Origin of the sequence: Algibacter sp. 2305UL17-15, assembly GCF_040720935.1 — a bacterium.
Classification (GTDB): Bacteria; Bacteroidota; Bacteroidia; order Flavobacteriales; family Flavobacteriaceae; genus Jejuia.
In genome coordinates this window covers 107,458-122,164 of sequence record NZ_JBFDAE010000013.1, presented here as the reverse complement: position 1 = coordinate 122,164, position 14,707 = coordinate 107,458, and the positions used below count along the sequence as shown (strand labels likewise).

Below are 14,707 nucleotides of genomic sequence, written 5' to 3'. Positions count from 1 at the left end.
GTCTTCGTTTAATAAATCTTCTGGTTTCATAAGTGTGTAAAATTTAAAGTTAATAAAATAAAAAACTCAGGATTGAATTCAATCCTGAGTTTTTGAAACTTACACACTTTATGGGTTAGTGCCGATGCAAAAGTCATTCCTTTTGAACCTGATGAAGACCATTAGATCACCGCTTGTTCTTCAGCATATTTAAGTACATATTTTCAACCTTCGTTCTTGCCCACGGCATTTTACGTAAAAACTTCAAACTAGATTTTACCGTAGGGTTGTCTGTGAAACATTTAATTTTAACAACGGTTCCCATATACTCCCAGCCATAGTGCGCCACCAAATCGTTAATGATTTGCTCTAGCTTTATACCGTGAAGTGGATTATTTGGTTGAGATTCCATTATAAATTTTCAACTAGACTTTTAATTTTTACAGCTTTTTCAAAATGATCCAATTTATGCGTTTGAATCCACCAAGTTGCCGCTTCCAGTAATAAATCGGGGTTCTCATTTTTGTTTTTGAAAAACGCATAAAAAGACACGCCTACGTTTTCGCCTTTTGCAGCAATTTTTTTATCGCAAATTGCAATGATTTTATCTTTTAAAACCTGTTGCATGATGTTCTATCTTCTTCTATCACTAGTGCGAGTAGGACGTCTAGATTTTGAGCTTCTATTGGAATTTCCAGAGTTATTTGAATTTCGATTAGAATTTCTGTTCTGTCTCCCTTGACCTTGTTTTATAGGCGCTGTAGATGCATTCGGATCTGGTTCAAAACCTTCTATAATTTGTACAGGCAATTTCATTTCAATCAACTTTTCAATGTCTCTTAAAAAAGAAGTTTCATCTGCACTCACTAAAGACAAGGCTTCTCCGCTTGCTCCTGCTCTTCCTGTTCTCCCAATTCTATGTACATAATCTTCAGAGATATTAGGCAATTCAAAATTGATAACGTGTGGCAATAATGGAATATCCAAGCCACGTGCTGCAATATCGGTTGCTACCAATACACGCACTTTTCCACTCTTAAAACCAGCCAATGCTTTTGTTCTCGCACCCTGACTTTTATTACCATGAATAGCTGCAGCAGTTATGCCAGATTTAATCATTTTTTCACAAAGCTTGTTCGCGCCGTGTTTCGTTCTGTTAAATACCAAAACTTGTTTCCAATTGCCTTCGGAAATTAATTTGATAATCAAACCCGTTTTTAAGCCTTTTGCTACTCTGTAAACTTTTTGGGATATAGCTTCAACAGTTGTGTTTTCTGGTGTTGCCTCAACTTGTACAGGATGATTTAAAATCCCATGTGCCAACTTCTTGATATCTTTTGAAAAGGTTGCCGAAAACATCAAATTCTGACGTTTCTCTGGCATGGATTTAATGACCTTTTCAATATCTCTTAAAAAGCCCATATCCAACATTCTATCAGCTTCATCTAAAACAAAAATCTCTACACGCTTCAACGATAATAAGCCTTGATTTTGTAAATCCAATAAACGCCCTGGAGTCGCCACCAAAATATCAACACCTTTACGAATAGTTGCAGCTTGAGGTTTTTGATTAACGCCTCCAAATATAACAGCACTTCGCAAATTTAAAAACTCGCTATATTCTCTAACATTAGCATAAACTTGTGCTGCCAATTCTCGCGTTGGCGTTAAAATCAACGCACGTATGGGTCTGTATTTTTCTTTCGGATTTTCAGAAAGTATGTGTAAAAGCGGCAATGTGAAACCTGCTGTTTTTCCTGTCCCTGTTTGTGCCGATGCTAATACATCCTTTCCTTCTAAAACTGGAGGAATTGCTTTTTGTTGAATAGGACTTGGGGTTGTGTATCCTTTTTTGCTAACGGCTTTTAGCAAGGCTTCGGATAAGCCTAAAGATTGAAATGACATATATTGTGTTTATGAAGGCTCTTAATTGAGCGTTTGAGATAACAAAACATAATGCATTCTACCCCCTTCTTATTATTAAAGGCGCAAAGGTACGGCTAATTTTAGGATTACTAATTAAGCAGACCCCATCAAAAAAACTCCCGATACTGCAGCACTCTAAAATCAAACGTATTAAATTCTCGATTTTTAGCTTTTAGCTGTTTGTAAAGTCGTAATCTGCTAATTGAAATATTTGCTGCTCCTGAGCCAGAAGTTAGGGAAACGGTTTTGATGGTTCGGTTTGATGTAGCAGATTCCCGCGCTTCGCTCGGAATGACGAATTCGTGTATTCGTGGCACTTCATTTGAAACCAATTCTAATTTTAAATCATAGGTTTTTAAATGCTTTCTGAAGAAATATTCTGGACCGTTTTTACTGTTTCCACCTGTAAATAAAAGGGTGTCAATGTTCGGGAATTTTTTAAGATAACCAATAATATCGCGCAGTTTTATATTTTTCATTCCTAAATCTGATGCATCTACTTTTTCGCGTTCCGCACTTTCTACAATATCACAGACGCCTATGTTATGCTGAATTAAAAATTCTTTTCGCTGTTGAATAGCTTCATCGGAATTATCGAAACGCAACTTCAGATTATGCATTTTATCAATATACAACCAAAGGGAATTGTAATAACTGCCGTAACAAAAATCGACATCCTTTTCAAAAAGGTCACCTGTTGAAAATCGTAGCGGTGGTAATGTACCAACAATTAGTTTTGTGGTATCTTTTTGAATAAATGGTTGGTATGGGTGTTTGTGGATAAACATAGATTTGATTCCTGGAACAACAAACTTAACAGTTAATCACTTGTTAATAATTTGTTCTGGGGATTATTTTTTTGTAAGTTATAACAAGCATTCAAAATTAATTAAGATTCCCTCCCGATAGTTATCGGGATTCGTGGGAATGACAAATACTATAACTCAATGGGAAAAGGCGATAAAAAAACAAAACGGGGTAAAATTAACAGAGGCACGTTTGGCGCAAGAAGACCAAGAATTAAAAAGAAACCTAGCGTTGAACAAAAAATTAATGTTGGCAGTAAAGCCAAAGTGAAATAACTATAATGTTGCCAAGAGCTTTTCGGCTTCGGTCATGGTATTTCCGTATAATCTTTTGTTTGGCTTTGTCATGTGTTTTCCTTCGGAAACCAAGGATTCTAATATTTCTTTAGCCTCTTCTTTTTTATTAATACTCAATAAGAAATTGGTGTAAATTAAACGTTCATCATAAAATGAAAAACGAATGTCTATGGCGCTAAGATTCTCTTCCGCTTCTTCTACCCTACCTAGTTTTTCAAGTGCTAAACCGTATAAAAACTGCGTTCTTGATTTTTTAAATTCGTTATGTGTTTTAATTTGTTCAGCATAAATTACTATACTTTTATCATCTCCAATCTTATGAAACGCTTCAATCATTTTTTGAATGACATAAAAATCATTTTGGATACTTCCGTCTAGTGCTTCTTTATAATTTTCAATTGCATTTTGATCATCTCCTATTTCTAAATAGGCATCAGCAAGATTCACTCTATTTTGATACGATTCCGAAAACTCCAATTGCTTTTCTAAGTCTTTAATTTTTTTGGTAGGGTTGATAATATTTGTGATTTCTGAAGTCAATTTTTCAGCATCGCGCTTGTTATAAACTTGAGTTATTAGATATATTATACAGCCAATTAAAGGCAACAAAAAAATTAAGATCGCCCAATAAAAGGAGTTTCTATTTTTATACATGTGGTATAAACAGTAGGCTTGAAATGCTATTATAAAGTAGAAATACATGCGTAGTTATCAGATTATTTTTAGGATAAACATAATGAAAATTCCAAAGATGACAAGAGAAAGTGCATGCTCTAATTTAAGCGTCATTGAAAATGAAACGAAGCAATTTCAAACATTAAAGATCCTAGATTCTCGCGTCATACTTCCTCGGAATGACAAAACCACATAATTTAGGCGTCATTGCGAATGAAATGAAGCAATCTAAAACATTGGAAGACAAATCCTAGATTCCCGCGTCATACTTCCTCGGAATGACAAAACCACATAATTTAGGCGTCATTGCGAGTGAAACGAAGCAATCTCATAAATGGAAAATCCTAGAATCCCACGTCGTACCTCCTCGGAATGACGAAATCATCGAATAAAAATTAAGTCATTTTCATTAGACATATCTTCGCTAAATCCATAATCCATATAGTTAAAGCCCTTTAAATCGTCTATAGTTGCCGCATTGGTATCCACAATGTATCTTGCCATTGCACCTCGTGCTTCTTTGGCGAAAAATGAAATTACTTTATACTCGCCGTTTTTAAAATCCTTGAAACTAGCAGTAATCACAGGTACTTTTAATGCTTTTGTGTCAACTGCTTTAAAATACTCGTTACTGGCTAAATTCAAAAACAGCTCATCATCTTCAAGTTCTTCGTTTAAGGATTTTGTGATGTCTTTTTTCCAGAATTCGTATAAATTCTTTTTTACACCAACTTTTAATTTGGTGCCCATTTCTAAGCGATAGGGTTGCATTAAATCCATTGGTTTCAATACACCATATAAACCTGAAAGAATTCGAACGGTGTTTTGAAGCATTTCTAGTTTTTCCTCTGGAATAGTGTATGCATCCAAACCACGATATACATCGCCATTAAAAGCATAAATCGCAGATCGTGCATTTTCTGGCGTAAAAGGTAATTCCCAATCTTGATTCCGTTGGTGGTTTAATTGTCCCAAAGCATCAGAAATACTCATGAGCTTTGATAAGCCTTTTGCCGATTTTGTTTTAAGCAGTTTATTTAAACGCTCCGATTGTTTTAAAAACTGAGGTTCGGTATGTTTATCAATTGGTAATGGGCTTTCGTAGTTTAACGACTTTGCTGGTGATAATACTAGTTTCATAGAATAAACTCTTTTTGTCATTCCCTCGGATCCCGATAGCTATCGGGAGGGAATCTCTTGTTTCTTTCATTTCAAAGTTACGATTCCTTGTTTAGTTTTGGGATTTTGGATTAGAATAATTTGTGATAAGCTTTTAAGTTGTGCTTATACACTATTGTCTTTGTAGATATTTTCAGCTATATTCGTTAAACATTCTTAATAACTATTAAAACTAAACTTTATGAAATTAGAAAATATCTTAGATAAACTTGGCTCAATAGAAAAAAACTCGTTTATCAAAATTATTGATAATATCATATCTAAAAATCCAAAAAACAGTAAAGAAATCGACAAGATTTTAAGCTCATCAGATAAAGGTTTAAAATCAGTTGACAATCAAAATATTTCAACAATTTTCTCATTAACATTGTCTGAATTTCAAGACCAAATTAAGTGTGAATTTCAAGAAATCACTTCTCAATTGGATATTTTAATTGACATAATTATTCGAGATGGTAACTGTATAATGAAACAAGATTGGTTCTCAAGATTATATGAGAATGAAATAAAGCATTTAAAAAACAAAATAAAAGGACTGAATGCAGATTTTAATAATGATAAATCAGAATTAAGTATTTCTCGAAAAAGAGATTATAAAATCTATAAATCTTGTTTGGAAACTGCTTATACTAATGATATTGAAAATAATAGAGATGAGAAAATAACTTCCGACGAATTATCGATAATTTTAACACTATCAAAACAGCTAGGACTTTCACAAGAAGAAGTAAAATTGATAAATTATTCAATTTTACCAATTAAAAAACTTGATATACAAGATGTAATTAAGGGTTTGAAAAATATTGGAGTTATATTTTACTCAAATAAAGAAAACACCATTTATGTAGCCGATGAAATGGTAAGAATGTTAAGAAGAGTCAGAAAAAAAGAAGTTGCTGAAAAATTCTATCGTAGAACTTTAAAACTTTTAAGAGAACCAATAATTAATCAAATTGCTAAAGAACATAATATTAATAGGAAGCTATCTTATTCCCAAAAAATTGAAGAAATTATAAAAGAAGGGGTTTCATTCACTAATCTTCTTTTAGAAGACATTTACAAAGCAGGAAGTACATTAACAGAAAAGAAAAAAACTTTGAATGAGCTTTGCGAAAAAGGTCTAAATATTAAAAATCTTAAAGGCAGTATTTTAGATGATAAAATAAATAGTTTAATTGAGCATTTTGAAATTGTAGAACGTGACGAAAAAGTAGGTATTTCAATAGACGGGTTTGACAAGTTTTTGATGGAGATAAATAATTCATTACCCAGACTAAATAAGCAAATAAAAGAACAATTTGAGTTACAAGATGAATTTGTACTTAAAGCAGATTTTTTACTTGATTACAATATCAAACCTAGAGATATTTTAGACTTAATAGAAAAACAAGATTTAACTAAATTTATAAAGGACAATGGTATTAAACAGCGTGGAGATGATATTTTAAATATTCTCGAACACTATAAAGATGTTGAAAACCTATATTTGGAAAACTATGAAAACGTAGCTTACAGAAATTTAAATTTACTTAAAGAGAATGGTATTTTAGTAAAAGAAAGTGAACTTGGAATTAAATTCGAAGATTTAACAAAAGTCATTTTTAAAAGTCTAGGCTTTAATGTGGATGACGCGTTTAAAAACCAACTAAATACTAAAAAAGATATGATAGATATTCTTTTAAACTTAGGTAATAACGAAATAATTATTGTTGAATGCAAGACAAGCAAAGAAAGAGGTTATAACAAATTTAGTACTGTTTCCAGACAATTGAAATCTTATCAAAACTTGGCTCTTAAAAATGATTTGAGAATTTTAAAGATTTTACTTGTTGCACCAGAGTTCAGCGATGATTTTGTGACAGATTGTGAAATGGATACTGAAATGAATCTATCGTTAATTACAGCCTCTACTATATCGAATATTTCAGAGGCTTTTAAAACATCAAAGTATTCTGAATTCCCTCATGTTTTATTCAGGGATATTGTTATTAATGAAGAACGAATTTTAAAAGCTCTCAGCAAATAAACTTCTGATTTTGTTAGTTTACAAGTAATTAAAAAAAACAAACCCAAACAACCCAACGTGAACAAACTAAAAAAACACAAATTAATTCTTAGCAGAAGACTAAACCAAAACGAGGAATTAAAAAAGATTGCCTCAATAGAAAACAAAACACTCCAAAACGTTTTAAATGCATTTAAATTAGCCAAAACAAACACCCACAAAAAAGAGGATATTATTGCGTTTAACAATTGCGAAACTTACAGAGACAAACTACTTATTGATGCTACGGAGATTACTTATGAAATATTTTCTTTGGATGAAACTGCCTTGGTTCAAGATATTTGTAGAAAAGCGGCTTCTAAGGAAAAATGGTGTCGGTTTTTGTATTACATGGTAAAAAACACAGAAAACCCCAATATTTTGGAGATAGGCACTAACCTTGGTATATCTGGTTCTTATATGCTCGAGGCGATGAAAGGCAAAAACGGAAAATTTATTACAATGGAAGGTTTACCACAACTTTGTAGCATTTCTGCTGCACAATTTTCAACAATCGTTTCTCCTTCAAATTTTGAAGTGGTTCAAGGTTTATATGATGACACATTCCCGAAAGTCATTGAAAAAGACATAACTTATGATTTGATATTTATTGACGGAAACCACAAAAAAGAACCAACACGAGACTATTTTAATGCTCTGAAATCTAAAATTAAACAATCGGCGATATTTGTTTTTGATGATATTTATTGGAGCGACGGGATGAAAGAAACTTGGGAAATTATTAAAAAAGACAGCAACGTTAATTTCTCAATGGACATGTATGAACAAGGCATCGTGGTTATTGATAAAAATGAATCATTACCTAAAAAGCATTTTAACTTGCATCTTTCTTATTGATTTATAAGGTGTATTTGTAATGAATTTATTAGTCATTCGAAAAAAAACAACCTTCAGTGCAAGGTAATGACCCTCTGAAGTTGAGACCTTTTAGGTTTTTGAGACCTGAAAGGTCTAGAATATGAAGACCAATCATAAAAGCAAACTTGACTTTGTAGCATAAAAAAAAAGAAAATGATAGCATTTTTACACACCTCGAAAGTTCATATAGAACGCTTTGAAGCATTGGTTAGAAAATACAATAAAGCCATAGAGACTAAACATTATGTGAATAAAGAGCTACTGGATAATGCGCTTTTAAATGGTGTTACAGATACCTCCCTTTTTAATATAGAGCTTGAAACTATTAGAAAAGACAGACCTTTGCTTTTAATTTGTACCTGTTCTACCTACGGCAGCGAAAGCGACAATCACGAGGATGTTTATAGAATTGATAAACCTATTATTGACTATTTAGTCTCTAATTACACCAAAATAGGATTGGTTTATACCGCAAATTCTACCAAAACCGTAAGTGAGAATTTAATAGTAAAGCTTGCAGCAGAAAAAGGTAAAACCATTGAAATTGTAAATTGCGATTGTTCTGAATACTGGATTCATTTTGAAAATGGCGATTTCACCACTTATGAAAAAGAAATTGCCAAAAACATTAAAACTATGGCTTCTAAAGTAGATGTTATTTTCTTAGCTCAAGCTTCTATGGAAGGTGCAAAACACTATTTAACTGATATTAAAAAAGAAGTTTATACAAGCCCTGAATTTGGGATTGCACAACTTTTAAAAAAGGTTTAATGTTTAGCCGAATCTTTGCATCTGCTGGTGCTAGTTTGTAACTAGTACCCCACTAAAAACGTAACATAAGGACACCAGTTACAAACTTCCAGGAAGCGATGCAACAAATGAAATCATTTCAAAAACTAAAATTTCTGAGATTCCTGTCTTGGCAGGAATTTACAACTCCTGATACTTAGAATACCCGCGCCATTTTTCGATACATTGTACCATATCGTCTGGGACTGGGGTTTCAAAACGCATAAATTCTCCCGTTGTAGGGTGCTTAAATCCTAGGGTCTTGGCATGTAGTGCTTGCCGAGGCAATACTTTGAAACAATTATCTACAAACTGTTTGTATTTTGTAAAAGTGGTGCCTTTTAAAATAGCATCGCCTCCGTAACGAGCATCGTTAAACAGTGTGTGTCCAATGTGTTTCATATGCACTCGGATTTGGTGCGTGCGCCCCGTTTCCAGTTTGCAGGACACCAAGGTTACGTAGCCCAAACGCTCTAGGACTTTGTAGTGGGTTACGGCGGGCTTGCCTTTTTCGGCTTCGTCATCTAGATAGACAATATTTTGGAGTCGGTTTTTAGGATGGCGCCCGATATTGCCTTCAATAGTGCCTTCATCTTCTTCAACATTTCCCCAAACTAGGGCAACATATTCGCGCTCGCTCGTTTTTTTTGCGAATTGTAATGACAAATGAGACATGGCCTGTTCGGTTTTGGCAACCACCAATAATCCGCTGGTGTCTTTATCTATACGATGTACCAAACCTGGGCGTTCGCTGGAATTGTTTGGTAAGTTATCGAACCTGTAAATCAATCCGTTAATTAAGGTTCCGGAATAGTTTCCGTGTCCTGGATGCACCACGATACCTGCTGCTTTATTTACCACCAACAAATCGTCGTCTTCATAGATAATATCCAATGGCATGTCTTCGCCTACCAATAAGTCCTCAAAGGGTTTGTGGGCAAACAACACCCTAATATTATCTAAAGGCTTTACTTTATAATTGGATTTTACGGGTTCATCATTCACTTGAATGCCGCCGTATTTTGCAGCAGCTTGAATTTTACTTCGTGTGGCATTCTCTATAAAATTCATGAGATACTTATCGATACGCAAAGGTGCTTGCCCCTTATCTACCGTAAATGAGTAATGTTCATGTAAATTATCTTCTTCGGGTAATTGCGGTCCGTTTTCTTCCATGATATGCAATAGTTTTTCTAATGCTAAGGACGGTTTCCGTTGCCCAGCACCAAGTCTATTTTAGAAGTTTTCGGTAGTTTTTCTCCTGGACTAATTGGTTTGCCATCATACCTCAATTGCAACACAATATCTTTTCCGAGATTGTCAACATAAGTAATTTTGCCAACTTGAAACCCTAAGGCTTCTAAATTCGGTTTTGCTTGCCTAAAAGTACGTTCTCTTAAATCTGGCACTAAAATTTTACGGTAGCCAGATGGATTTAGCGTGAGGTATATTTTGCGATCTTCCTTTACTTTTGTGCCTGAAACTGGTTCTTGTTCTATCACAGAAAACTTAGGATAATCTGGGTTGAAATTAGCCGAATCTTGGATTTGCATGACCAAATTGTTTTCTTTCAGTTCCATTTCGGCAACACTAATTGATTTTCCGGTAAGGTTAGGCACCGTTTCAAACTCGCCGTGATTGGTAGTTGATTTTAACCATTTAAGCATTAAAAAACACAAAACCACAATGGCTATTAATGCTAATGCTAATTGTTTTAGGAATGTTTTACTGAAAAGAAATTTAAAAATACTCATTTACAGGTTTTTCGATTAGGCAAATATACTCAAAAACAAATAGTTTTTTTAGAATTTTAGAGGCAGTTGTTTTTTTCTTTATCAAGACAAAGTTTTCAAGCATAGCCTAAGCTACGGTTTAAAATTTTAACGCAGGAAAAGAGAAAAAGAACAAGTTTAAAAAACTAAAAACTGTTTTTTTTGAGCATAAAACAGAACTGTTTTTTCTTTTGCAATTTATATGATATTTTAGCCTCACTAATTTAACTAACTTTATTTACGTTTTATTGTTGGGTTTAGTTTACATAATATTCATTAATAATAGATTCCCGCCTTCGCGGGAATGACAAAAAAACATATATGAAAAATATAGCCATAATCATGGGCGGTTATTCTAGTGAATATAAAATATCGTTAACCAGCGGCAATGTGGTTTTTGAGACTTTAGACCGAACGAAATACCATCCCTATCGCATTCATATTTTTAAAGATAAATGGGTGTATGTTGATGAAGAAGACACAGAGTTCCCTATCGATAAGAATGACTTTTCCATAAATGTTGGCAGTTTTAAAACCACTTTTGATTGTGTATTTAATGCCATTCATGGTTCTCCAGGGGAGGATGGCTATATGCAAGGGTATTTTGAATTGTTGGGGATTCCACACACGAGTTGCTCAATGTATCAAGCTTCGGTAACTTTCAACAAACGGGATTGTTTGAGCATTTTAAAGCCTTACGGCATTAAAACTGCGGCATCGTACTATTTAAATTTAGGCGATCCTATTGATGAAGATGCTATTATCAAAAAAGTAGGTTTACCGTGTTTTGTAAAAGCCAATAAAGCTGGTAGTAGTTTCGGCGTGAGCAAAGCGCACCACAAAGAAGATTTGCAAAAAGCCATTAACGTGGCTTTTAAAGAAGATGATGAAATTATTATTGAATCGTTTTTAGATGGTATCGAGGTTTCGGTTGGTGTGATTACTTATAAAGGTGAAACCAAAGTTTTGCCAATAACCGAGATAGTTTCTGAAAATGATTTCTTTGATTATGAAGCTAAATATCTAGGAAAATCTCAAGAAATCACACCTGCCAGATTAACTACCGAGCAAGAAATAAAAGTAACGGTATTGGCGAGAAAAGTCTATGAGGTGTTGAAAATGAAAGGTTTCTCCAGAAGTGAATTTATTTTTAAAGATGATGAACCGCATTTATTAGAAATGAATACTGTGCCTGGGTTAACCAAAGAAAGTATTTTACCGCAACAGGCTGCTGCTGCAGGTATTTCATTGCCAGATTTGTTTGATAATGCAATACAAGAGGCAACAAAGCCTCCCCTAACCCTTCAAAAGGAGGGGAACCAAAGCTAAACAAAGATTTGTATATTTACACCGTATTAATTTCTCCCCCTTTGGGGAGATTAAGAGGGTTCCCGCCTTCGCGGGAATGACAAAAAAGCAATTTAATGAAACGTGCACTATTCCCAGGGTCTTTTGACCCTTTAACTTTAGGACATTTAGACATCATTAAACGTGGTGTGACACTTTTTGATGAAATTATTGTAGCTATTGGTGTGAATGCCGATAAGAAATATATGTTTTCTTTGGAAGAACGTCAACAATTTATTAGAGACGCTTTTAAAGATGAACCTAAAGTAAAAGTGGTCGCTTATGAAGGTTTAACAGTTGATTTTTGTCAAAAAAATGATGTGGATTTTATCTTAAGGGGTTTAAGAAATCCAGCAGATTTTGAATTTGAAAAAGCCATTGCACATACCAACAGAGATCTTGCGCCTATTGAAACTGTATTTTTATTGACCTCAGCACAAACGTCTTACATTGCTTCTTCTATTGTTCGAGATGTGATTCGAAATAATGGGGATTATACATTGTTGGTACCTGATAGTGTTCGGGTGAAATAAATGAGTTTTCAGTCGCAGTCGCAGTAAATGGTCAATTTCATTCAAATTAGGTCATTAAAAATAATGGTTCACTTCCATTACTTTTCTAGATAATCTAAAAAATAGTGTAACATTTTGGTCAAATTATCCACATATAAGTAGTTAATAACCAAAACCATGAAACACAATATCACATATTTGTTTTTTAAGTTGAAACTGCTTCAGCCTTCTGAAAGTGCGATTACCTATTGGATGGATACAAATGCTATTGATAAATTAGAATATACTTTAAAACATGGTAATTATAATACTAGAAAGTTAGCTGCTGAAGCTTTGGAGCTAGTTGGACGGTGTTCTTCTGTTCCTGTTTTATTGCATGCTATGAATGATAAAGTTCAGAATGTCTCTATTGCGGCTTTAAATGCATTAGAAGCTTTGGGCTGTCATGAGGATCTTGTGATATCTATTACCAAAAAACGTTTTAATTGGGTAAAAGAGCTTCGCGATAAAGAGGTTAAACTTAATGCTAATGTGGAGGCAAACAAAGGTAAAAAACATACTATTTACCGTTGGGAGCGCGCTAGTAAAAAATCTTTTGATCGGGTTAAGGAGCAGTTGAAGCGGTCTATTCGGTAGCATTGATTTTCTTGCAAAAATATTTTCTCGCAAACCTGCCTGCCGGCAGGCAGGGTCGCAGAGGCGCAAAGAGTTTTGTCTGTAATTATAAAATCTGAACTTTATGGACAACTCCGAACTCCAAACTCTGAACTCTGAACTCTGAACTCTGAACTCTGAACTCTGAACTTAAAACTTAAAACTTATATTCAGAAAGGCCTTTAGGAAATGCTTCAGGATTTTCGGCTAAATGATAACGTGGATCGTCTATCCCTTCTTCAATAACCTCTCTAAACTTAGGACTTGCTTTGTATAAGAGTATTTTACAGTCTTCACTTAGATGCTTTAATTTTAGTGATTTACCTGCTGCTTCGTATTTTTCTACGAGATTAGTTATCGCTTCTAGAGCAGAATGATCACTTACGCGAGATTCCACAAAGTCGATTTCAACGTTATCTGGATCGTTTTTTACATCGAACTTTTCGTTAAATGCCTTAATTGACCCGAAGAATAAAGGGCCCCAGATTTCGTAAACTTTTGTACCATCTTCCCTCATGCGCTTACGGGCTCTAATGCGTTTGGCATTTTCCCATGAGAATACCAGTGCACTTATAATTACTCCAGCAATTACAGCTATTGCCAAGTCTTTCCAAACTGTAATTAAAGATACTGCAATTAATATAATGGCATCGCTTAAAGGTATTTTTCCTAAAATTCTGAAACTACTCCAAGCAAATGTGCCTATGACAACCATAAACATAACACCTACCAATGCTGCAATTGGTACTTGTTCTATTAAACTAGAGGCGAATAATATAAAGATTAAAAGTGCAACTGCCGCAACCAGACCAGAAAGCCTGCCACGACCACCACCTTTTATATTGATTAAAGATTGCCCAATCATAGCACAACCTCCCATACCTCCAAAGAAACCGGTAATAATATTTGCGCCTCCCTGCGCCATACATTCTCTGTTTGTATTTCCCCTAGTTTCGGTTAACTCGTCTATTAAATTTAGAGTCATTAAAGATTCTATTAAACCAATAGCTGCTAATATCAAAGCATAAGGCCCAACAAACCATAAGGTTTCTAAATTGAATGGTACTTTACTAAAAATGGCTGTTTGAAATTTTGGTAGTCCACCTTTTAAACCTTCTCCACCACCGTCACGAATAAAACTACCAACTGTGGCAACATCTAAATTTCCAAAAATCACAATTGCAGAAACTACTAGAATGGCTATTAAAGCTTCTGGTAATTTTTTGGTTAGTTTGGGTAAACCAAACATGATTCCCATGGTTAATACAACCAAACCTAACATTATCCAAAGAGAATCTCCGCTAAACCAGTCTCCATTGGCATCTTTAAATAAATTTAATTGAGACATAAAAATAACAATCGCCAACCCGTTAACAAACCCCATCATTACTGGGTGCGGAATTAATCTCACAAATTTTCCTAGCTTTAAAACGCCTGCCAACATTTGTATGATTCCCATTAAAATAACGGTTACGAATAAATAGTAAAGCCCTAACTGTTCTCCTTCTGCTCCCATGGCATTTCCATCTGCAACTAAACTTACCATTACTACTGCTAAAGCCCCTGTAGCACCGCTAATCATCCCTGGGCGACCTCCAAAAACGGAAGTGATTAAACCAACCATAAATGCTGCATATAAACCCACTAAAGGATCTACGCCTGCAACAAAGGCGAATGCAACGGCCTCTGGAACCAATGCTAAAGCAACGGTTAATCCACTTAAAATATCATTTTTGGCATTTTTGGTGCGCTTTCTAAAAAACTCGGTCATGGTTTATTTTTTTCAAGCTGCAAATTTACAGTTTAAAACAGGATGCACAAGTATTGCACCTATAATTTGTAGTGTAA

The 14,707-nt window shown here is 34.3% G+C and carries 16 protein-coding genes; 7 read left to right on the top strand and 9 right to left on the bottom strand.

Annotated features, from left to right (window positions below; all coding sequences use genetic code 11):
* Window positions 1–166: 166 nt before the first annotated feature.
* The 4 genes from ABXQ82_RS14360 to ABXQ82_RS14345 form a co-directional block, all read right to left on the bottom strand.
* Window positions 167–391: a VF530 family protein gene (locus ABXQ82_RS14360; RefSeq protein ID WP_367061103.1), complete on the bottom strand. Its 225-nt coding sequence runs from the start codon at window positions 389–391 to the stop codon at window positions 167–169.
* Window positions 391–606 (bottom strand): DUF6500 family protein, encoded by a 216-nt coding sequence (locus ABXQ82_RS14355; RefSeq protein WP_367061100.1) that lies wholly within the window; start codon window positions 604–606, stop codon window positions 391–393. Before ABXQ82_RS14355 ends, ABXQ82_RS14360 begins: the two co-directional genes overlap by 1 nt.
* 6 nt (window positions 607–612) lie before the next feature.
* Window positions 613–1,884 (bottom strand): DEAD/DEAH box helicase, encoded by a 1,272-nt coding sequence (locus ABXQ82_RS14350; protein WP_367061097.1) that lies wholly within the window; start codon window positions 1,882–1,884, stop codon window positions 613–615.
* Between the two features lie 128 nt (window positions 1,885–2,012).
* Window positions 2,013–2,693 (bottom strand): uracil-DNA glycosylase family protein, encoded by a 681-nt coding sequence (locus ABXQ82_RS14345; protein WP_367061094.1) that lies wholly within the window; start codon window positions 2,691–2,693, stop codon window positions 2,013–2,015.
* A gap of 159 nt (window positions 2,694–2,852) precedes the next feature.
* Between ABXQ82_RS14345 and ABXQ82_RS14340 the strand changes: the two genes are divergently transcribed.
* Window positions 2,853–2,987, top strand: a complete 135-nt coding sequence (locus ABXQ82_RS14340; protein WP_367061091.1) for a 30S ribosomal protein THX — start codon at window positions 2,853–2,855, stop codon at window positions 2,985–2,987.
* On the opposite strand, the gene ABXQ82_RS14335 is transcribed toward ABXQ82_RS14340, so the two are convergent.
* Together ABXQ82_RS14335 and yaaA are read right to left on the bottom strand one after the other, a co-directional pair.
* Entirely contained in the window at window positions 2,988–3,548 is a 561-nt protein-coding gene (locus ABXQ82_RS14335) for a hypothetical protein (RefSeq protein WP_367061089.1), read from the bottom strand.
* Between the two features lie 516 nt (window positions 3,549–4,064).
* Window positions 4,065–4,823: a peroxide stress protein YaaA gene (gene yaaA / locus ABXQ82_RS14330; RefSeq protein ID WP_367061086.1), complete on the bottom strand. Its 759-nt coding sequence runs from the start codon at window positions 4,821–4,823 to the stop codon at window positions 4,065–4,067.
* Between the two features lie 220 nt (window positions 4,824–5,043).
* Here yaaA and ABXQ82_RS14325 point away from each other — a divergent pair, with 220 nt between their 5' ends.
* From ABXQ82_RS14325 to ABXQ82_RS14315, 3 genes are all read left to right on the top strand, one after another.
* Window positions 5,044–6,888: a hypothetical protein gene (locus tag ABXQ82_RS14325; RefSeq protein WP_367061083.1), complete on the top strand. Its 1,845-nt coding sequence runs from the start codon at window positions 5,044–5,046 to the stop codon at window positions 6,886–6,888.
* A 57-nt stretch (window positions 6,889–6,945) separates the two neighbouring features.
* The gene (locus ABXQ82_RS14320; RefSeq protein WP_367061080.1) at window positions 6,946–7,764 is read left to right on the top strand and encodes a class I SAM-dependent methyltransferase; all 819 of its coding nucleotides are present in this window, start codon (window positions 6,946–6,948) and stop codon (window positions 7,762–7,764) included.
* 174 nt (window positions 7,765–7,938) lie between these two features.
* Window positions 7,939–8,556 (top strand): hypothetical protein, encoded by a 618-nt coding sequence (locus tag ABXQ82_RS14315; protein ID WP_367061077.1) that lies wholly within the window; start codon window positions 7,939–7,941, stop codon window positions 8,554–8,556.
* 159 nt (window positions 8,557–8,715) lie between these two features.
* On the opposite strand, the gene ABXQ82_RS14310 is transcribed toward ABXQ82_RS14315, so the two are convergent.
* The gene (locus ABXQ82_RS14310) at window positions 8,716–9,750 is read right to left on the bottom strand and encodes an RluA family pseudouridine synthase (protein ID WP_367061074.1); all 1,035 of its coding nucleotides are present in this window, start codon (window positions 9,748–9,750) and stop codon (window positions 8,716–8,718) included.
* A 23-nt stretch (window positions 9,751–9,773) separates the two neighbouring features.
* A complete protein-coding gene (locus ABXQ82_RS14305) occupies window positions 9,774–10,328 on the bottom strand; it encodes a PASTA domain-containing protein (protein WP_367061071.1) in 555 nt (184 codons plus the stop codon).
* 339 nt (window positions 10,329–10,667) lie between these two features.
* Between ABXQ82_RS14305 and ABXQ82_RS14300 the strand changes: the two genes are divergently transcribed.
* The 3 genes from ABXQ82_RS14300 (at window position 10,668) to ABXQ82_RS14290 (ending at window position 12,841) form a co-directional block, all read left to right on the top strand.
* Window positions 10,668–11,675, top strand: a complete 1,008-nt coding sequence (locus ABXQ82_RS14300; RefSeq protein ID WP_367061068.1) for a D-alanine--D-alanine ligase — start codon at window positions 10,668–10,670, stop codon at window positions 11,673–11,675.
* 95 nt (window positions 11,676–11,770) lie between these two features.
* Entirely contained in the window at window positions 11,771–12,226 is a 456-nt protein-coding gene (coaD, locus tag ABXQ82_RS14295) for a pantetheine-phosphate adenylyltransferase (protein ID WP_367061065.1), read from the top strand.
* Between the two features lie 156 nt (window positions 12,227–12,382).
* Window positions 12,383–12,841: a HEAT repeat domain-containing protein gene (locus ABXQ82_RS14290; protein WP_367061062.1), complete on the top strand. Its 459-nt coding sequence runs from the start codon at window positions 12,383–12,385 to the stop codon at window positions 12,839–12,841.
* A 175-nt stretch (window positions 12,842–13,016) separates the two neighbouring features.
* On the opposite strand, the gene ABXQ82_RS14285 is transcribed toward ABXQ82_RS14290, so the two are convergent.
* Window positions 13,017–14,630: a SulP family inorganic anion transporter gene (locus ABXQ82_RS14285; RefSeq protein ID WP_367061059.1), complete on the bottom strand. Its 1,614-nt coding sequence runs from the start codon at window positions 14,628–14,630 to the stop codon at window positions 13,017–13,019.
* Window positions 14,631–14,707 lie beyond the last annotated feature (77 nt).